This window comes from Sebaldella termitidis ATCC 33386, assembly GCF_000024405.1.
GTDB classification, from domain to species: Bacteria; Fusobacteriota; Fusobacteriia; order Fusobacteriales; family Leptotrichiaceae; genus Sebaldella; species Sebaldella termitidis.
Genome location: NC_013517.1, coordinates 3832140 through 3852711, shown reverse-complemented (window position 1 = coordinate 3852711; position 20572 = coordinate 3832140). Strand labels below are relative to the sequence as shown.

Below are 20572 nucleotides of genomic sequence, written 5' to 3'. Positions count from 1 at the left end.
AATGAAAGGATTAACTTCTATAATAGATTATTCAATAATACATGCCACAATAAGAGCTTCCACTCCTATACTGCTTGCAGCTTTTTCAGCGGTAATAACCCAGCAGGCAAATATACTGAATGTAGGTGTAGAAGGAATAATGCTGATGAGTGCTTTTATGGCAGTATATGTAAGTTTTCTCACAGGGAGCTGGATTCTTGCGGTACTGGCTGCAGTGGTAGTAGGTCTTCTGGTTGCTGTAATCATAGGCTTGGCCCATCTAAAGTATAAGGGTGATATATTTGCCGTAGGTATGACTGTAAATCTTTTGGTACTTGCTTTAACAAGATTTTTACTACAGAAACTTTTAAAAGCTTCTGGAAGTTTTTACTCAGCGGAAATAGCACCAATGCCGAAGATACACTTTGCCTTTTTGGAGAAAACACCAATACTAAACAGTGTTTTTAATAATTACTCACTTTTAGAGGTTCTAATCGTTCCGATTGTTGTACTAATGTGGTTTGTATTATATAAAACAATATGGGGATTAAGGACAAGGAGTATAGGATTAAATGAGGAAGCGGCAGAAACAGCCGGTATAAATACATATAAAAGAAAATTTCAGGTAATACTTTTATCCGGAGTAATAGGAGGACTTGCGGGAGCACATTTGTCCCTTGGTTATTCTAATATGTTCGTGGAAAATATGACAAACGGTAGAGGATTTATGGGAGTAGCAGCAATGTTTTTCGGAAATGCAAATCCTGTATTCACTACAATAGGATGCTTCATTTTCGGTTTTGCGGATTCCATAGGTGCCAGACTTCAGGCTTACGGATTTCCGTCGCAGTTTGTACTTATGATACCTTATCTTTCTACGGTAATTATATTGGCAATTTCCATGATAAGTAAACAGAGAAAAAATAAAAAGATGAAGAGTGCAGTAAATTAATACAGCTGATTTATAGGGAAGTCAGGCTGTTTAAATGAATCAGAAAAAAAAACGGAATTTTAGCCTGTCTATATTTCGGTAATATTAGAGGCAGGAACAGGTATAAGAAATTTGATAATATAAAGGATTAGTTATTTTGAATATAAGTTAAATAAAACGCTAGGAGGCTTAATGAAAAAGATAATTTTGGATGTAGATCCCGGACATGATGATGCTGTGGCAATAATGCTGGCAGCTTTTAACCCGGAAATAGACTTGTTGGGAATTACTGTAGTTGCAGGGAATCAGACATTGGAAAAGACTTTTAACAATGCTCTGAAGGTATGTTCTCATCTTGGAATAGATGTACCTGTGTATAAAGGAATGCCGGGACCTATGGTAAGAGAGCAGGTAATAGCAGATGATATTCATGGTGAAACAGGTCTGGACGGTCCAGATTTCGGTGAGATAACAAAAAAAGGCGAAACAATGCATGCAGTGGATTATATTATCGAAAAACTGCTGGGGTCAGATGAAAAAATAACTTTGGTGCCTACAGGACCGCTTAGTAATATAGGTATGGCGCTAAGAAAAGAGCCGCGTATCAAAGAAAAAATAGAACAAATAGTACTGATGGGAGGGGCGTATCAGCTCGGGAACAGCACACCCGCTGCAGAATTTAATATTTTTGCCGATCCTGAGGCTGCATATGTAGTATTTAGTTCCGGTCTTCCCGTGGTAATGATGGGTCTGGATCTTACAAGACAGGCTCTTGCAACAAAAGAGGTAGTTGATAAAATAGGGAGCCTGAACAATAAAGCATCAAAATTATTTGTGGATTTAATGGAATTTTTTGCCAAAACACAGCATGATGTATTCGGGTGGAGTGCACCTCCGGTACATGACCCTACTACAGTGGCATATCTGATAGATCCTTCATGTATAGAAACAAAGCCTATGTATTGTAAAATAGAGCTAAAGAGTGAGGATTCTTACGGAAGAACACTATGTGATTATTTTGGGATACTTAAAAAGGAACCAAATGTAGATGTAGCTGTAAAGCTTGATTTTGATAAATTTTGGAATATAGTATACGAAACTTTAAAGCTGTATAAATAATATTTATTTTGAAGAAATATAAAACTAGTGTTTTGACACTGAAAAAATTAAGGCTTTTGGTAGATAAATTTAAAAGGAGAAAGGTATGCTTGATGTATTAGAAAAAACATTAAACAATAAAAAAGAAGAGTACCTTGGACACCTGAAAAAACTTCTCAGTATAGATACACAGACAATCGGACACGGGATACTCGGAGGAAAGGAAAAAGAAGGACAGGAGTACATTCAAAAGCTTCTTAGTGATCTTGGAGCGGAAATAAAAAAAGAAGATCTTGATGAAGCTTTGTTAAAACAGGCATATGAAACATATAATGAAGGAAATCTCGGACATAATAATAAAGACAGATACAATATAATAGGAGATTTTAAAGGGAAAAAAGATAAAACAATTATATTTAACGGTCATATAGACACTATGCCTTACGGTGAAAAAGAAGCATGGAAGCATGATCCGCTGGATCCTGTAGTGGAAGACGGAAAAGTATACGGACTCGGAAGCACAGATATGAAAGGCGGACTCATGGCCGGAATAATGGCAGTAAAATTAATAAAGGATTCCGGTCTTGAACTGCCGTGTAATGTAAAAATAATGTCTGTAGCCGATGAAGAGGGCGGAGGAAACGGAACTATCACAGCTATGATGAATAAAGATACCGGAGATGCTGCGGTAGTGTGTGAACCGTCAGATAATGAGATTCTTATAGCCCATATGGGATTTGTATTTTTTAAAGTATCAGTAAAAGGTAAAGCCCTTCATTCGGCAGGAAAGTGGAATGGTGTAAATGCTATAGAAAAAGCTGTAAGTCTTATTCATGAGCTGGGTGAACTGGAAAAAGAATGGCTTATGAAATATAAGCATCCTTTACTGCCACCGCCGACTTTAAATGTAGGTGTGATAAACGGAGGAACTGCCGGTTCCACTGTACCGGATTTTTGTGAATTCAAGGTTTGTGTTCATTATTTACCTGGAATTATGAGTTTTTCACAAGTAAAACAGGAATTTGAAAGACGGATATTTTTACGTTCACAGGGGGATGAATTCTTAAAGGATAATCTGCCTGAGGTAGAGATTTATCAGCTGGGAGGAGGCTTTGAAATGGACTCCTCGGATGAATTCGTGAAATTTGTCCATGAAAAAGCAAATGAAACCGCTGATATTCCAATAAATGGAGGAATAGCAGGTAATGATGCAAGACTTTTGAAAAATCTTGGAAATATTCCTACTGTTATTTTAGGGCCTGGAAGGCTTGTGGATTGTCACAGTATAGATGAAAGTATAAGTATAGACGAGTATTTCAAATATATAAAAATCTATGCAGATTTAATTATGAGTTTTTAGGAGAGGAGAAACAGAATGACTAAAATATTAATAGCAGGTGAATCATGGACAAGCCATACAATTCACATAAAAGGTTTTGATACATTTACTACAAGCAAGTATGAGGAAGGAGTAAAATGGTTTAAAGAAGGACTGGAGAAAAACGGGGTAGAGGTAGATTATATACCAAATCATCTTGCACCGGAAAAATTTCCGGTAACTCTTGAAGAACTAAAAAAATATGATGTGGTATTTCTTTCTGATATAGGATCAAATACTCTTCTTCTCCCTGATCAGGTATTTGCTAAAGGAATGAAGGTTCCTAACAGATGTGAGCTGCTGAAGGAATATGTAAATGAAGGCGGAGCTTTTGTAATGATAGGAGGATATATGTCATTTACAGGGGTAGATGCCAAAACAAGATATGGTGAAACAGCAGTTAAGGATATACTGCCTGTAAAGCTTCTGGATAAAGACGACAGACAGGAACTTCCTCAGGGTGTAAATCCGAAAAAAGTAAAGGAACATAAGATTTTCAAAGGAATAGATGAGGAATTTCCATATTTTCTCGGATATAATAAAACAATAGGATGCAGTGAAATAGGTGAAATCCTTGCAGAAATAAATGGAGATCCGTTTATAGCCGCAGGAAATTTCGGGAAAGGAAAAAGTCTGGCATTCACATCTGATTTTGCTCCTCACTGGGGTTCAATGGAATTTGTGGAATGGAAATATTACGATAAATTGTGGCTGAATATTATAAGCTGGCTTACCGAAAAATAATAAGCATAGATGTTTTAGATGAAAAAACAATGAAGACTGTCTAAATATCCGTAATATTAACAGGATATTTCGTACAGTCTTCCATTAAATAATCATATTGATTATGAAAAAAATTCATTAATGGATTTTTTATATACTAGATTTATCATACTATATATTTTTTATAAGTTGCATTTTACATTTTTTAAGGTAATATATGAATATAGGAAACCTGCTTATTTCAGAAGAGATGTAAAGACAGCAGAACTATGTCTGAATATAATAAAAAAAGTAATCTCATCTCAGGACAGCAGGCAAGTGTTCTGCTTTTTGGAGTTTTAAATTATTTTTGTTTTATAAAAATCAGAAAGGAGTTTATTAGTTTAGTTAGTTATCTGAAAAACAGCAGTGTTGCCATTGAAATATTTAAGAGATACAGACATATAAAAACAGCACTTTAAAACTTTAGGGTGAAAGGAGAGTGAGGAAGAGTTTTTCAAGGTTTTGATTAACCATATCATTAACTTTTAATCGTGAAAAATAAGGAGGCCGATAAATTTAGGAAGTGTTTTGTTTGGCAGGTGCTTTATAAAATGTAAAATTATATGCAGCAAAGGAACTATAGTATTCTAATCTATAACTCAGGATGTGAAAAAATGACAGATAAACATCAGATAAAGGAAATAATCGAAGATTTTAAAGAAGATTTAGTTAGACATAGAAGAAACTTGCACAGGATACCTGAAATTGGATTGAAACTACCTAAAACAATAGAATATATAAAGAAGGAGCTGGACAGCTCCGGAATAAAATATAGAGAAACAAAAACCGTAGATGGAGTTTACGGTTTGATAGAAGGAAAAAACAGAGGAAAAATAATTGCTGTAAGAAGTGATATGGATGCTTTGCCTATAAGAGAAAAAACAGGGCTGAGCTTTGCTTCGGATAACGGTAATATGCATGCCTGCGGTCATGACGGCCATATGGCGGTAATGCTTTTGACTTTGAGGATTTTAAACCAGATTAAGGATAATCTGGATGGCAGTGTTATGTTTATATTTCAGCCCGGTGAAGAAGGATATCTCGGAGCTGAAAAGATGCTGAAAGAAGATTTGTTTAAAGATATTAAACCTGATGTTATTTTTTCTTCACATGTAGGATCTATATTTGATGAGTTAGGAGATGGAGAATTCGGAATAGGATTTGGCAAGGTTATGAGTAGTCTTGACACTTTCAGTCTGAAAATGACGGGAAAAGAATCTCACGGAGCAGAGCCGTATAAGGCAAGAGATCCTTTTATAGCAACTGCAGAAATTCTTCTGGGTGTGCAAAGCATAGTAAGCAGGGAAATAAACACGAAGGAGAGTGCAGTTGTCAGTTTCGGAAAGATAGAGGGAGGGACAGCAGCCAATATAATTCCAAAAAGTATAGAACTGGAAGGAACTGTAAGATGTACTGATGAAAATATAAGAAATTATATTAATAACAGAATAGAAGAAATAGCATATCATACAGCAAAAGCTTACAGAGCTGACATAGATTATAATTACATTTATGGAGCACCTGTTTTAGAAAATAATAAGGATCTTGTGAAAGAATTCATAGAAGTCCTTAGAGAAAATATGCCGGAAAATGAATATAAAATTCTGGACAGACCTACGATGATAGGTGAGGATTTTAGTTATTTCCTAAAGGAAATACCCGGATTTTATTATTTTTTCGGTTCAAAACGTCTTATAGACGGGGCTTATCATGCGCATCATACTGAAAAATTCGATATTAACGAGGAAAATTTATATAAGGTTGTTTATATCAATATTATGTTTATACTAAAATATTTGTCATTGGACAATTAGTGAAAGTATAAGTATTAGTAAAAAAAACTGCCTTAAATTTCGGCGGCAGTTGTTCATGAAAAAGAGATATGAAATTACTGGTTTTAAAGCATAAAAAAGCAGGCATAAAAAATATGCACTGCTTTTTTTATGCCTGAGGAAAATATGAAGATTTGGTTTTATTACAGGGTCGAATAATAAGAGTAAAGATTATAAAAATTCCCTTTTACTGCAATTAACAGCAAAAGGGAATGTGAATCAGTAAATAGTAATCGTTCTTATCTGGCTAAATTTAGTATTACTCCTATCATAATTCCAAGTATAATTAATCCGCCCCAGGCAAAATGTGCACCTTTTTCTCCGAAAATTTTAGTAAGCCCTTTATATACTGCATCTGATATTTGTCTGTTGATATATTTTTTCACTTTTAAACCTCTTTTGTAATTTTATATATTATTTCCCTGTAGGAATAAAAGGTCTTACTAATCCTGCAAGTCCTGAAATATTTCTTGTCTGAACCAGAAGTTTTCCTCTTCCTGTAAATTCATTTACTACACCTTCTCCTGTAGTAAATCCAAACATACCAGAGGCAGCTTTAATATTATATGCCAGCGTGCTTTCCCATGCTACCACATGAAAGTTATCCACTACAAACGGACTTGAACCGTCAAGATCTACCTCTATGATATCTCCGAATCCGTTAACCAGCATTGTCCCCTCACCTGCTGTTTCCATTACGAAAAATCCTCCTGTACCGCCGAAAATAGCACGGCCTACAGACTGCTTCTTCATATTATATGTAACTGAGCTGTCACATGCAAGGAAAGCTCCGTCATTAATACACCATTTTGATTCTCCTACTTTTAGCTCTTTAATCTGCCCGATTGATCCCGGTGCGATTGCTACTAATGCATTATCAGCAGTACCCTTTGCAGTAGTGATAAAAAATCCTTCACCGCTGACTACTGATCTTGCCGCAGCTTTCAGAAGTCCGCCTATTCCGCCTGAACCGTTGCTGTTCATTTTTCCTTCAAGAGTGACCTTTCCATTGTGATAAACCATTGATCCGCTCTCTATTCTGATCTCTTCATTGGCATTTAAATTAACTAAAACTAAAGGAAAAGCTCCTTCATTTGATAAACGATAATTCATAAAATACTCCTTTTTTTATAATTTTAAAATATTCTACCATATTTTGAATGTTAATTCAATTGAGTATTATATCTGAATTAGCTGTTATATATCTAAAGATATGCAATGTCCGTTTATGTGTTTTTTTGTGAGAATAAAATTCTGTATCCTGCATCGATATCAAGTGTTTTGCAGTTTCCAAATATTTCTTCCAGCTTTTTGAATGTACTTTTAGCACCATGCTTCGTCTGCAGTACACAGTAAAATACACCATTGGTATTAAGATGCTTCCAAGATTCTTCATAAATCTTGAAAATGACATCCTTACCTGCACGTATTGGAGGATTAGAGAGTATGCAGTCAAAGTTTTCATGAATATTATCAAAAATATAGGATTTTATAATATTATACTCTGTTATATTATTAAGCTTTATATTTTTTTCGGCAAGCTCCAGTGCTCTTTCGTTTACGTCAGATAAAGATATATCCAGACCCGGAACAAAGCTTTTGGCAATAATTCCCACAGGGCCGTAGCCGCAGCCTATATCAAGGAATTTTCCTTCTTTGAGACTGCTGTGTTTAAGGAAGGTTTTCAGCATAAGTTCACTTCCAAAATCTATTTTATTTTTTGAAAAGACTCCGCTGTCAGTTAAAAATTTAAAGCTTTTATTTAAAAATAGAAATTCTATTTCTTTTATATCAGATTTTGATGTTGGTTTTTCCGAATAATAATGGTTCATACCGACTCCCTTTATTTTTTATTGAATTATAACATATTTTAAGTATAGAAAAAAAGCATAATTAAAGTGAACATGCAGTTGTCATATTATATACAGTAAAATTCTGATAAGGAAGGTGATATTATGGACAGTGCACTTATTTTGAGAAAATTATGTGACAGCGGTGAGGAAATAAGTAAAAATGAAGCAGTTTCTTTATTGAATTCTTCAAATCTGATTTCGGATTTAGTATCAGAATTAGCTGAAAAACCTCTGTATGCTGTATGGAGAATAACAGCTCTGGCGGAAATACCATATACGGCAGAACTGAAATACACAAAAAGACTGATAAAGTATATAAGAAAAAATATGTTTGACGGTGAAGGATTTACACTTTCAGGAAAAAAAACAGATTTACTTCCTTGTTATAATGCTATGCTGGCCGAAGCCTTTTCAAAATTAGGTTTTGCAGATGCTGACTTCGTCAAAAGATCAGTAAACTGGATAAAAAAATATCAGCTTTTTGAAAGAAATGAAAAGACGTGTTGGAATGGTAAAGGAATACAGAAATACGGCGGCTGCCTGAAAATGACCCCTTGTTATACAGGAGTGGTAAAAAGTGTAAAAGCACTTATATACTATAATAAATATTCCTCAAATTATGATGTAAAAGCGGAAAAACTGATTCAAAAAGGAATCACTTATATAAAAAAACATCGTCTTTATAAGCACTTAAGTAATGAAGAGCCGATAAACAGACATATGCTCGATATATCTTATCCGCAGTCATATCAGCTAAACATAATGGAATTACTGGAAATAATGTATCTTACGGGAAATATTAATGATATATCCTGTGAGAGTGCCCTGAATTATATAAAGCAGAAGAAAACATCGGATAATTTCTGGAAGACTGACTATGTATACAGCGGAGCCGGTTATACTGTATTTGACAAACGCGGAAAAAAGGGGGAATGGATAACCTATTTGCTTGAAAAATATACAGGAGAAAACAGATAAGCATAATAATAAAAAGAAGGTGTTTTGTTTACACCTTCCTGCATGTTATTTATGTTTCATTTCCATTTGGATTCTTCCTATTATTTCCTCAGGCGTATCATAAGTTATTGCATCTGCCATCACTGAAAATGTAGTGAGAGTAAATAAAACTGAAAATAAAATAAACTTTTTCATGATGTTACCTCCTAAATATAGCGTATTTTTTGGTTACATTCATTATAGCGAAAGAATATGGCAGTTCTGTGTCTGTTTCCTTAGAATTTTCAGATAAAAAAACTGCAGCTCTAAACTGCAGTCCAAAAATTTATTTATTTTTCATCAATTATATTAATATTGCTGATTCCGCTTTTCATAATCATTTTTCTTAGGAAAGGATTATATAAAATTTTTGCTTTTATAATTTTTGTAAAAATTTTTAAACGTATTTTCAGTGTCTTTGATTTATATTTTTGATTCGGGCTGCTAATTTCCGAATTAAGAACTTTACTTAATATATAGGCACTGTCAAAGGCGTAGCTTATTCCTTCATATGAACTCGGACTTATAAAGCCGGCAGCTTCACCTATAAGAAAAGAGTTGTCCTTTCCGCAGCAGAAATTTGAAAATTTCTTTGGAGCCAAAACAAGGCAGGCCTCGGTCTTGATGACATCTCCAAAATTGAAGCCGTATTTTTTCAGCTTTTCTTTTAACTTTTCAAAATTCTCCCTTGATTTTTCAAGTCCAAATGCACCGCCAAATATAAAATAGCCGTCCTTGGATATACTCCATGCACATGTTTTCAGAATATCCCTGTCAAATATACATGAATAAAAGGGATTAGGGTTTATATCCCTGAACCACTGCTGAATAGAGGTGTACTGCGGTATTTTATTTTTTCCGTAAACAGTATTTCGTACAATGGAATTGGCACCGTCTGCTCCTATGATATATTTTGCCGATATAGTACTTTCTTTTCCGTTTTCTACGAAATTAAGAAGATAGCCGTTTTCAGTTTTTCTTATATTTCTGCAAAAAGAATTGTTTTTTATTTCTATATTCTCAGGAATCAGAGATTTCAGCCATAAATCAAATTTATGACGGTCTACGTTAACATAGGTACGCTGATAATTGCGCAGCAGGTTTGATCCGGTATCGATGGTTTTTACACCGAAAATCTGAGGGTTCGACAGAATATTTACAGGCAGGGTAAGATTAAACTGTATAAGCATTTTCTGTGCATCAGGCGAAAGAAGACCGCCGCAGGGTTTTTGAAATCCTTTGTTTTCATCTTCTGTTTTTTTATCTATAGCGATTATTTTAAATTTTTTATCTAACATTCTTGCCAGTGTGGAACCGGCAGGTCCCAGACCTATTATTGCGATATCGTACATTGCAGCTCCTTAAATTATAATGATGTTTTTAAAATTATACCATAAATACAGCAGATTTTCACGGGGAAAATAATAAAAAAGCGGGTAAAAACCCGCTGTGTATGTTTTACTATTTGTTTAATGTTATGTACTGTGAACCGTTAGGAGTAGCAATTAAAATTAACATGCTTGCTCCTTTTTGGATGCTGTCATATACTTTTTTGAAATCTTCTACTGAATTAACAGAAACTCTGTTTATGCTTCTGACTATCATGCCCGGCTGTATACCTATCTTTGCAGCTTCTGTATTGCTGCCTACGCCTGTGACAATAAGTCCTGTCATACTGGCTGAATATCCGTATTTCTGAATATCCTGTTTAGTAAGTGTTTTTAGTGACAGACCAGAAAAGGCTGCTGCCTGTGAAACTGGTGTTTCGGCTCTTTTGGTTAACACTGTGTTTGCCTTATAAGTTTTACCGTCTCTTATATAAGTAAGCGAGATATTGCTTCCCACTCTTAAAGATGCTATTTGTGCTACCAGCTGGCTTGCACTGTTGACTCTTGAATCATTCAGCTGTGTAATAACATCTCCTGATTTCAATCCGGCTTTTTCTGCAGGTGAGCCTTCAGTTACATTTGTAACAAGAACTCCGTTTGAAGTGGATAAATTAAACTGTTTAACCAGCTGCGGATTCAGATCCTGAAGCTCTGTTCCTAAAAATGCACGCTCCACTTTACCTGTTCTTATTATGGAATCTTTGATATTAACAGCCAGATTAGCCGGAATTGCAAATCCGATTCCTATGCTTCCTCCAGAAGGAGAATAGATGGCAGTATTAATTCCTATTACTTTCCCGCTTATATCAACAAGAGGTCCGCCACTGTTTCCCTGATTTATTGCAGCATCAGTCTGTATAAAGTTCTCTATTTTTTCAATTCCTAATGAGCTTCTTCCTTTTGCACTTACTATACCTACTGTCATAGTATCATTTAAACCAAGAGGATTTCCAAAAGCAATAGCCCATTGACCGACACTTATATTGTCGGAATTCCCAAACTCTGCCGGTTTAAATGTTTCCTTTGACTGTATTTTTAATATTGCTATATCAACTTCAGGATCATTACCAACAAGCTTTGCCTCTAATTCTCTTCCGTCAGAGAATTTTACAAAAATTTCATCGGCACCGTTTACCACATGGTTATTCGTCATAACATAACCATCTGTAGATATTATAAATCCTGAACCAAGAGAACCGGATTCTTTCTTTTCAGTTCTGGGCTCCGATCTTCCGTATAAAAACTGCTCGATAGGATTATAATAATTCACATAAACGGTCTTTTTAGTCCTTATATTTACCACAGAATCCTTTAGCTTATTAGAAACACTAACAAATTCATTTTGTGTTTCAATAGCATTTTTAGACACTGCAAGACTGGAAGAAGTTATTGCAGTCTGGCTGTCTGCTTTGGAATTGGAACAGCTGAATAAAAATAAAGCACACACCACTGTTAAAAGTGACTTTTTAAAATACATATAAAATACCTCCGTTTATTTCCTGTATATATTTTGGAGTAATTCTCCATTCTGCATATTGTATAATAAGTTTAAATTATAAGTGCCTAAATGTCAATATTATCTAAGGTAAATATAAGTTTAAAATAAGAATAGAATAATTTGTGAAAGCAAAAACAGCTGTCTGAATTATTTTTTTATTACAGATACTGTGTATATTATTATCAAATATTTTCATATACAAATTTATTTGAAATTTTTCGTGAAATATTGTACAATGAATTAATTGATATAAAATATAATTATATCAAGAAGTCTTTAGAAATTTGATATTTTATCCGGTTCAGACAGATCAGGAGGAAAAAAGCACCAGATGCTGTTTTTACTCATGGACTTTTGATTTACAGATTTTTAATATAATTAATGATTGACGGATTTATACTAAATTTTAAAGCATAAATCAAATAAATACATTTAGGTTTATTTATAAAAAAAAAGTATAATCGTAAAAGTCAGAAAAAAGTTAAGAAATTAACAAGGTTGATTTTTTAGGTGGCTCTAAATATCTAGCTTTTAGAAAATAAATGCTTTGAACTTCAAAATATATACACTTCAAAGTATTCGAAACAAAGGCTTTGAGCAAAAAATCTGCTTGACTAAACGACAAAATTAGTAGTATGATTTTTATGAACGTAATAATAATTTTTATATATAAATCTAGGGAGGAAAAGAAATGGCTAAAGTAATGAAAACTATGGATGGAAACCAGGCAGCCGCATATGCATCATATGCATTTACAGAAGTTGCCGGAATTTATCCAATCACACCATCTTCACCAATGGCTGAATACACAGATGAATGGGCAGCATACGGAAAGAAAAATCTGTTCGGCGTACCGGTAAAAATGGCGGAAATGCAATCAGAAGGAGGAGCAGCAGGAACTGTACATGGATCACTGCAATCAGGAGCGTTAACGACTACTTATACGGCGTCACAAGGTTTACTTTTAAAAATACCTAATATGTATAAAATAGCCGGAGAATTATTACCTGGAGTAATGCATGTAAGTGCTAGAGCACTGTCAGCTCAGGCTTTATCAATCTTTGGAGACCACTCTGATATTTACTCTGCAAGACAGGCCGGATGGTCAATGCTGGCAACTGGTTCAGTTCAGCAGGTAATGGACTTAGCTGGTGTTGCACATTTAGCTGCAATAAAATCAAGAGTTCCAGTTTTACACTTTTTTGACGGATTCAGAACTTCACATGAAATACAAAAAGTAGAAGTAATGGATTATAAAGTATATGAAGACTTAATCGATATGGAAGCAGTAACAAGATTCAGAGAGCATGCATTAAATCCTGAGCATCCGGTAACAAGAGGAACTGCTGAAAATGATGATATATATTTCCAGACAAGAGAAGTACAAAATAAATTTTATGATGCAGTACCTGATATCATGAATCATTATTTAAAGGAAATCTCGAAGGTAACTGGAAGAGAATATGCACCGTTTGTATATTACGGAGACCCGAATGCAGAATATGTAATAGTAGCAATGGGATCAGTAACAGAAGCTATAAAAGAAACAGTAGATCTTTTAATATCAAAAGGTGAAAAAGTAGGATTACTAAGTGTTCACCTATACAGACCATTCTCGGCAAAATACTTCTTTGATGCAATGCCTAAGAGTGTAAAAAGACTGGGAGTATTAGACAGAACTAAAGAACCTGGAGCTACAGGAGAACCTTTATATCTTGATGTAAAATCTATTTACTACGGAAAAGAAAATGCTCCGATCATAGTAGGGGGAAGATACGGTTTATCTTCAAAAGATACTACTCCTGAACAGATAGTAGCAGTATATAATAACTTAAAGCAGCCTGAACCAAAAGATCAGTTCACTATAGGAATAATAGATGATGTTACATTCACATCATTACCGCTTGCTGAACCTGTTTTCACAGGAAATGCAGATGTAACTGAGTGTTTATTCTTCGGACTGGGATCAGACGGAACAGTAGGAGCAAACAAAAACTCAATTAAAATCATAGGGGATAAAACACCTCTGTATTCACAAGGATATTTTGCATATGATTCTAAGAAATCAGGAGGAGTAACAAGATCTCACCTTAGATTCAGTAAAGATCCGATCAGATCTACATACTTAGTTACAAAGGCTAACTTCGTAGCATGTTCTGTTCCTGCATATTTAGGGAAATATGATATGCTTACAGGACTTAAAGAAGGAGGATCTTTCTTACTAAACAGTATCTGGGATGCAGATAAAGTAGTGGAACATCTGCCGAATGAAATAAAAAAATTACTTGCTGACAGAAAAGCAAAGTTTTATATCATAAACGCAACAGCTATGGCGGAAGAAGTAGGATTGGGTACTAGAACGAATACAATTATGCAGTCTGCATTCTTCAAGCTGACTAATGTAATACCTTATGAAGAAGCTAAAACATACATGAAAGAATACATCGAAAAAACATACGGTGCAAAAGGACAGGACATAGTAAAAATGAACTGGGCGGCTGTAGACAAAGGAACTGAAGGACTTGTAGAAGTAACAGTAGATCCTGCATGGTCTAACCTTCCTGTAGACAAAGATATAGTAGACAGCGGAAAACCAGAATTCGTAAAAAGAATAGCAGAACCTATCAATGCAGTAAAAGGTGATGAATTACCAGTATCAGCATTCTTAGGATATGAAGACGGAACGTTTGAAAACGGAACTACTGCATATGAAAAAAGAGGAATAGCAGTAAATGTTCCTGAATGGGTACCTGAAAACTGTATACAGTGTAACCAGTGTGCTTTTGTTTGTCCTCATGCAGTAATAAGACCATTCTTAATTAATGAAGAAGAGCTTGCAGCTGCGCCGGAAGGATTAACAACTATAAAAGCTATGGGTAAAGGACTTGAAGGTCTTCAGTATAAAATACAGGTTTCTACATTAGACTGTACAGGATGCGGATCATGCGTAAACGTATGTCCTGCACCAAAAGGAAAAGCTATTAAAATGGAGCCTATTGAATCACAAATAGATAAAGGCGAAAAAGAAAATACAGATTACTTATTTAATAAAGTAAGCTACAAAGATCATATTATGGGTAAAGATAATGTAAAATCTTCTCAGTTTGCACAGCCGTTATTTGAATTCTCTGGAGCATGTGCAGGATGCGGGGAAACACCATATGTAAAATTAGTTACACAGTTATTCGGTGACAGAATGATGGTAGCAAATGCTACAGGATGTTCTTCTATTTACGGAGGATCTGCACCGGCAACACCTTATACTACAAATGCTGACGGAGAAGGACCAGCTTGGGCATCTTCATTATTTGAAGATAATGCTGAGTACGGATTCGGGATGTTCTTAGGAGTAGAAACTCTTAGAAACAGAATAGAAGTAGTAATGACAAATACTATGAACGAAGTATCTCCTGAATTACAGGGATTATACAAAGAATGGATAGAAAACAAACAAAACGGAGATAAAACAAAAGAATTAAGAAATAAAATGCTTCCGTTACTGGAAAAAGAAAGCGGACAGGGAGCAAAAGAAATTCTTTCTCTAAAACAATATCTCGTTAAGAAATCACAATGGATATTCGGAGGAGATGGATGGGCATATGATATAGGTTACGGAGGTCTTGACCATGTACTTGCATCAGGAGAAGATGTAAATGTTCTTGTATTAGATACAGAGCTTTATTCTAATACTGGAGGACAGGCATCTAAGTCATCACCTGCAGCATCTGTAGAAAAATTTGCGGCATCTGGTAAACCAACTAAGAAAAAAGACCTGGCAGCTATTTCTATGACTTATGGAAATATTTATGTAGCTCAAATCTCTATGGGTGCAAATCAAAATCAGGCACTAAAAGCATTCAAAGAAGCTGAGGCTTATCCGGGACCATCAATTGTAATAGCATACTCACCATGTATAGCACACGGAATCAAAGAAGGTATGGGAAAATCTCAGACTGAAGAAAAATTAGCTACAGAAGCTGGATACTGGCCAATTTTCAGATTTGATCCAAGATTAATCGAACAAGGTAAGAATCCGTTACAAATAGATTGTAAGGATCCTGATTGGGATAAATTTGAAGATTATCTGAAAAGAGAAAGAAGATATACAATTCTTGCAGGAGAATTCCCTGAAAGAGCAAAAGTATTATTTGCACAAAATAAGAGCAATGCTCAGGACAGATGGAATTACTACAAGAGATTGGCTTCACTTGATTATTCACAAAATTAATATAGAGAAAACCGGATCATTTGATCCGGTTTTTCTTAATTAATAAAAAAATATACTATGATATTAGAAATATAGATTAAAATAAATAATAATCAAGCTGGTGAAGCTCAATAAAATAATGCTTTGATCAATTAAAGCAGGCTGTATTTTATTTGTATATAAAAAAATAACTTGACTTTTTTTGAAGATGTAACTATAATAGTTACATCAGAGGTGGTAAAAATGAAAATAAGCAGTAGATTTAGTGTGGCAATTCATATATTGGTATTGCTGGAATGCGGAAAAGACAAAATATTTACTTCTGAATTTATTGCCGGCAGCGTAAATACGAATCCTGTGGTCATAAGAAGAATTATGGGGAAACTAAAAGAAGCAGGATTAATAGACGTGAAAAGCGGTACAGGCGGTGCACATCTTTTGAAGGCACCGGAAGAGATATCTTTATATGATGTGTATAAGGCGGGAGAAGTGGTTTCTGCCGGAGAACTGTTCAGTATTCATGAGCATCCCAATACAGACTGTCCTGTAGGTGCAAAAATACAGGGAGTACTGGAAATATTTCTTTTGAAAGCACAGGAAGCTATGGAGCAGGTTCTTAAAGATACAAGTATAAAAGATATTCTGGAAATATTATGAAACACTTGAAACTTTTAAAATAAAACTTAATTAAGGGAGTGATTTAGAATGTCAATGAATTCTAAAAGTATTGCAGATGCAATTAAGGAACGTAGATCAATAAGAAATTTGAAAAAACCTGAAAATATGACAAAAGAAAAAATCGAAGAAATTTTAAAAGTGGCACTTTATACACCTTCTGCATTTGGTATGCAGAGTGCAAGAATGATTGTAGTAACTGGAGATGAAAATAAAAAGCTTTGGGATATAGCTAAAGCCGAGGTAAAGAAAACATTACCCGAAGGACAGGATTTTAAGCCTACTGAAGATAAATTAAACGGTTTTGCAGCAGGTTTTGGTACAATACTGTTTTTTGAAGAAGATACAACAGTAAAAAATATGCAGGATAATTTCTCATTATATGCAGATAACTTTCCTGTATGGGCAGAGCAGGCAAACGGAATGCTGCAGCACTCAGTGTGGATGCTGTTACATACAGAAGGACTTGCAGCATCATTGCAGCATTATAACCCGCTGATAGATGCTTCGGTAAAAAAGGAATGGAATGTACCTTCTACATGGAGATTAAGAGCTCAAATGCCTTTCGGAGCTGCTGATGAAGTACCGGGAGACAGAAAGTTTCTTGATTTCAGCGAAGTTGTAAAGCTTTATTAAACAGCTGATATTAATAGTAAAGAGTAAGATAGATAAAAAATATAAAACTGCAGCAGATAAAATGACAGCTCATAAAAACAGGCAGATTTATATATAGAAAAAATACAGTCAGGAGGTTTTGTAATGGGAAAGAAAGTAGCAGTATTGGTACCAAATCCAGTGAATGGTTATGGATTATTCGCATATCTGGAAGCATTTTTTGAAAATGGTGTGGAGTATAAAACATTTGCAGTAAACAGTACAAAAAATGTAAAAACTAATTCAGGGCTGGCTTTGGAATTAGATGGTGTAATCGGTGATCTGAAAGGTCATGAAGCAGAATATGACGGTGCAGTGTTTGCATGCGGAGATGCGATCAAGGAATTTGCAAAGCATAAGGAAGAAGCAGAATATAAAGATATGTTTGAGGTAATAGCTAAATTTAATGAATTAAACAAAAAACTGGCAGGACATTGTGCAGCAGGTCTGGTATTTGAAATAGCAGGTGTGATAAAAGATAAAAAAGTAGCACTGCATCCATATGCCAAAGCAGCGGTAAACAGCGGAATTGCCACTGATAACAGTTCGATGATATCTCAGAATGTATTTACTGCAAAGACAGAAGAAAGTGCAATGGAGATGATTCCTTACTTTATATGGGCTTTGTAAGTTTTAAAAATAGAATTATGATAAAAAGGACAGCTTAAACTGTCCTTTTAACATATAAAATTTTTTTATCAGATTTTGACTGCAAAATTCTGATGATTTATTTTTTGGCAACAGGGAAATATATTTCTGTCATATAATTTTCCGGCGCTGTGGTTCCGGGATTAGTGAGATAAATTTCATATGGGGCATTTGTAATTTTATATCCCTCAGTTTCTATCCATTGAATCAATTTTGCATAAACAGAAGTAAGATTAGAATACGGACCTTTGTAGAGTACTGTTGCGCATAAACCGCCTGAAAGCTCGCGGGTTTTTTCAGTTTTATCCTCTACAGGCACTGCTATCTCAATATCATAATTTTCCGGGTCAAACTCCTTATCGTGATGTATAGATAAGGGAGCACCAATAGTTTTGTATTTATCTTTCATAATTATTTCATAGAGCCTGCCCAGATACCCCCCGTAATCGCTGACATTCATTTTTTGTCTGAGAAAAAGAATGTTTTTAGGCTGTGTTTCTGTGATGCTTACTTGAATATCATCTAAATATGCCATAATATTTACTCCTTTTTCTAAATTTATAATATCCTTATTTAAACTAGTAAGAATATGGGTATAGTCTTTTATTTTATTCTGCATATCCTCCTGTTTTTTCTTCATATAAAAAAGAAAAAGATCATTGTCATCAGGTGTTTTCATTATCTCTGAAATTTCCTCCAGAGAAAAACCGTATAGTTTTAACTTTTTTATTACCAGTACTGTTACCAGCTGTTCGGTATTATAATACCGGTATCCGTTTTCATTATTAATGTACACAGGTTTCAAAAGACCTATTTCATCATAGTATCTTAAAGTTTTGGTGGTAACATTACAAAATTTTGAAAAAATACCTATAGGCAGCATGTTTTATAACCTCCTTAAAATTATTTTCCCGGGCTTTGATATAATTATACACTTTTCCGTAAGGGGAAGGTCAAGGAAAACTTTGAGATATTATTAACTGTTAAAGAGAAGAAACAGCATAATTTAGCAGCTCCAAAAATTTAGCCGTAAAGAGAGCTTTTGAAAAAGCCTTTTCTGAATTATATACAGAAGACATTTTTTTGAAGTGGTCATCAATGATTTTATGATGTTTAACAGGAAGAAAATATCCGTTTTTAAAAATATCTTCTGTCTCTTTGGTAAAATCCAATAATTCTGTGAGTTTATCCAAAAATTCTCTGGAAACCATAACAGTATTCTGGAGATAATCATCTTTTTGAGCTGGTATTACAGAGTATTTTTTTGAGCAGTTTATAAAATAAAGGTTTCCGAATTCTATAGGATAAGATTTATTTTCGATAATAATTTCTCCGTTTTCGGCTAATGTCTGGATTATCTTTATTACGTTGCTGCTGCTACGGGCTTCAGTATATTTTTCCATATATTTGCAGATTATGATATCTTTCATTTTATACACCTCTTTATTTATAATTTTTCATTGTGAAATTAGATTTATTTTAACAGAATTATATCATAAAAAACTTTTGTTATTGAGATTTTCTTTGAATATTCTATATTTTTTGTGCTAAAATGTATATAAAATTTTATTTTTCATAAAGGAGTATGAAATAAACATGGCAGGATTAATAGGAATAATTTTTTTGATATACGGTATAAAATATTTTATGTATAAAAAATATAGAGAGAAAGCCTTTGTAAAAATATTCGATTATTTTCTGAGTATTGCAACAGCAGGTTTTTACATATTTTTTTTGTTAATATTTACAGCTGTTTACGGAATGGAGAGAATAAATACAAAGATAGCATTTCTGCTGACAGTAATATCACTTTTACTGCTGATTGTAAAATTTCTTTTTATAACAAAAAAGAGTATGAAATATACTGTAATAATTGATATCTTTTATTTTATTATATTAATATTATTTATTTTGGCAGGATAGAAAAATATAACAAAGCATCCAATCTGACAAAATTATGATTAAATATGATAAAAATAGAATAAAAATAAATTTATAAAAATATTTTATTAAAAAATATATAGGTTATAAATTATCGGAATATTTCTCAAAATATTGTTTATAATTAAAAAAATATTTTTTTCTTTGAAAAGCATAATAATTTCACTATTTAACTATACAAATTTATTAATAAATGATAAAATAGGATTGCTCTGTTCCGTCTATATATTAATATTTGAATAAACGGAATGGATATGAGTGTTTTGATATTGGCGGAAATCAAGTTAATTTAACAATATGCCTGTAAAAAAACCGATAATTAATAAGAAAAAAGAGGTAAAACATGAAAAGTAAAAAAGCCTTGTTTTTGGCATCATTAGTATTATTTCTTTTAAGTTATACAAATAATTATGCTGAAAAAAGTCAGGGTTTAATTATACACAGGGAAAAACTGGACTTTATATCGGGTCTGAATGAGGAAGAGTTAAAAAGACTTATACTTAAGATAAAAGATATAAAAAAGGATAATCTTAGTATAGACGAGCTCAAGGATCTGCATGACAGTTATTATACAGAAGCCAGCATAAAGCCCGAAGACTTTAGAAATTATTTTATAAGTTCAAAAAAAGAGACTGAAAAAATAATATATATAAATAAAAATGAAGAAATAAAAAATAAAAAGCTTCAGGAAGTGATGGAGAGAAGTCTGGAATAGGAACTCCTTTATTT

Annotated in this window: 21 protein-coding genes; 13 read left to right on the top strand and 8 right to left on the bottom strand. The window is 33.8% G+C overall.

The window, feature by feature from the left end:
* The first annotated feature begins 1 nt into the window (after position 1).
* The 6 genes from STERM_RS17915 (at position 2) to STERM_RS17890 (ending at position 5965) form a co-directional block, all read left to right on the top strand.
* Positions 2 to 931 carry an ABC transporter permease gene (locus tag STERM_RS17915; RefSeq protein WP_012863043.1) on the top strand — a complete coding sequence of 310 codons (930 nt, stop codon included), beginning with the start codon at positions 2 to 4 and terminating at the stop codon, positions 929 to 931.
* A 171-nt stretch (positions 932 to 1102) separates the two neighbouring features.
* A complete protein-coding gene (locus STERM_RS17910; protein WP_012863042.1) occupies positions 1103 to 2029 on the top strand; it encodes a nucleoside hydrolase in 927 nt (308 codons plus the stop codon).
* A gap of 85 nt (positions 2030 to 2114) precedes the next feature.
* Positions 2115 to 3368 (top strand): M20 family metallopeptidase, encoded by a 1254-nt coding sequence (locus STERM_RS17905; RefSeq protein WP_012863041.1) that lies wholly within the window; start codon positions 2115 to 2117, stop codon positions 3366 to 3368.
* Between the two features lie 15 nt (positions 3369 to 3383).
* A complete protein-coding gene (locus tag STERM_RS17900; RefSeq protein ID WP_012863040.1) occupies positions 3384 to 4130 on the top strand; it encodes a glutamine amidotransferase in 747 nt (248 codons plus the stop codon).
* Positions 4131 to 4378: 248 nt separating this feature from the next.
* Positions 4379 to 4570, top strand: coding sequence for a hypothetical protein (locus STERM_RS17895; RefSeq protein WP_041310110.1), 192 nt, complete (start codon positions 4379 to 4381; stop codon positions 4568 to 4570).
* A 195-nt stretch (positions 4571 to 4765) separates the two neighbouring features.
* Positions 4766 to 5965: a M20 metallopeptidase family protein gene (locus tag STERM_RS17890; RefSeq protein ID WP_012863039.1), complete on the top strand. Its 1200-nt coding sequence runs from the start codon at positions 4766 to 4768 to the stop codon at positions 5963 to 5965.
* A gap of 257 nt (positions 5966 to 6222) precedes the next feature.
* On the opposite strand, the gene STERM_RS22325 is transcribed toward STERM_RS17890, so the two are convergent.
* From STERM_RS22325 to STERM_RS17880, 3 genes are all read right to left on the bottom strand, one after another.
* On the bottom strand, positions 6223 to 6369 hold the full coding sequence (locus tag STERM_RS22325) for a hypothetical protein (protein ID WP_012863038.1): 147 nt from the start codon (positions 6367 to 6369) through the stop codon (positions 6223 to 6225).
* A gap of 28 nt (positions 6370 to 6397) precedes the next feature.
* Complete coding sequence (locus STERM_RS17885; protein ID WP_012863037.1) at positions 6398 to 7096, bottom strand: TIGR00266 family protein; 699 nt, start codon at positions 7094 to 7096, stop codon at positions 6398 to 6400.
* Positions 7097 to 7209: 113 nt separating this feature from the next.
* Complete coding sequence (locus STERM_RS17880; protein WP_012863036.1) at positions 7210 to 7815, bottom strand: class I SAM-dependent methyltransferase; 606 nt, start codon at positions 7813 to 7815, stop codon at positions 7210 to 7212.
* Positions 7816 to 7938: 123 nt separating this feature from the next.
* On the opposite strand from STERM_RS17880, the gene STERM_RS17875 reads away from it, so the two are divergent.
* Positions 7939 to 8814: a hypothetical protein gene (locus tag STERM_RS17875; RefSeq protein WP_012863035.1), complete on the top strand. Its 876-nt coding sequence runs from the start codon at positions 7939 to 7941 to the stop codon at positions 8812 to 8814.
* 45 nt (positions 8815 to 8859) lie between these two features.
* Here the strand turns inward: STERM_RS17875 and STERM_RS22740 are convergent, their stop codons facing one another.
* From STERM_RS22740 to STERM_RS17865, 3 genes are all read right to left on the bottom strand, one after another.
* Positions 8860 to 8988, bottom strand: a complete 129-nt coding sequence (locus STERM_RS22740; protein ID WP_012863034.1) for a hypothetical protein — start codon at positions 8986 to 8988, stop codon at positions 8860 to 8862.
* Positions 8989 to 9122: 134 nt separating this feature from the next.
* On the bottom strand, positions 9123 to 10184 hold the full coding sequence (locus tag STERM_RS17870; RefSeq protein WP_012863033.1) for an FAD-binding protein: 1062 nt from the start codon (positions 10182 to 10184) through the stop codon (positions 9123 to 9125).
* Between the two features lie 109 nt (positions 10185 to 10293).
* On the bottom strand, positions 10294 to 11697 hold the full coding sequence (locus tag STERM_RS17865; RefSeq protein ID WP_012863032.1) for a Do family serine endopeptidase: 1404 nt from the start codon (positions 11695 to 11697) through the stop codon (positions 10294 to 10296).
* 712 nt (positions 11698 to 12409) lie between these two features.
* Here STERM_RS17865 and nifJ point away from each other — a divergent pair.
* The 4 genes from nifJ (at position 12410) to STERM_RS17845 (ending at position 17884) form a co-directional block, all read left to right on the top strand.
* Positions 12410 to 15946 carry a pyruvate:ferredoxin (flavodoxin) oxidoreductase gene (nifJ, locus tag STERM_RS17860; RefSeq protein ID WP_012863031.1) on the top strand — a complete coding sequence of 1179 codons (3537 nt, stop codon included), beginning with the start codon at positions 12410 to 12412 and terminating at the stop codon, positions 15944 to 15946.
* 222 nt (positions 15947 to 16168) lie between these two features.
* Positions 16169 to 16582, top strand: a complete 414-nt coding sequence (locus STERM_RS17855) for an Rrf2 family transcriptional regulator (protein ID WP_012863030.1) — start codon at positions 16169 to 16171, stop codon at positions 16580 to 16582.
* A gap of 48 nt (positions 16583 to 16630) precedes the next feature.
* The gene (locus STERM_RS17850; RefSeq protein ID WP_012863029.1) at positions 16631 to 17236 is read left to right on the top strand and encodes a nitroreductase family protein; all 606 of its coding nucleotides are present in this window, start codon (positions 16631 to 16633) and stop codon (positions 17234 to 17236) included.
* A 123-nt stretch (positions 17237 to 17359) separates the two neighbouring features.
* The gene (locus tag STERM_RS17845; protein WP_012863028.1) at positions 17360 to 17884 is read left to right on the top strand and encodes a DJ-1/PfpI family protein; all 525 of its coding nucleotides are present in this window, start codon (positions 17360 to 17362) and stop codon (positions 17882 to 17884) included.
* A gap of 97 nt (positions 17885 to 17981) precedes the next feature.
* On the opposite strand, the gene STERM_RS17840 is transcribed toward STERM_RS17845, so the two are convergent.
* Together STERM_RS17840 and STERM_RS17835 are read right to left on the bottom strand one after the other, a co-directional pair.
* Positions 17982 to 18785: a MerR family transcriptional regulator gene (locus tag STERM_RS17840; protein WP_012863027.1), complete on the bottom strand. Its 804-nt coding sequence runs from the start codon at positions 18783 to 18785 to the stop codon at positions 17982 to 17984.
* Between the two features lie 100 nt (positions 18786 to 18885).
* A complete protein-coding gene (locus STERM_RS17835; RefSeq protein WP_012863026.1) occupies positions 18886 to 19332 on the bottom strand; it encodes a hypothetical protein in 447 nt (148 codons plus the stop codon).
* A gap of 166 nt (positions 19333 to 19498) precedes the next feature.
* Between STERM_RS17835 and STERM_RS17830 the strand changes: the two genes are divergently transcribed.
* Together STERM_RS17830 and STERM_RS17825 are read left to right on the top strand one after the other, a co-directional pair.
* Positions 19499 to 19825, top strand: coding sequence for a hypothetical protein (locus tag STERM_RS17830; protein WP_012863025.1), 327 nt, complete (start codon positions 19499 to 19501; stop codon positions 19823 to 19825).
* A 361-nt stretch (positions 19826 to 20186) separates the two neighbouring features.
* The gene (locus STERM_RS17825; protein WP_012863024.1) at positions 20187 to 20558 is read left to right on the top strand and encodes a hypothetical protein; all 372 of its coding nucleotides are present in this window, start codon (positions 20187 to 20189) and stop codon (positions 20556 to 20558) included.
* Positions 20559 to 20572 lie beyond the last annotated feature (14 nt).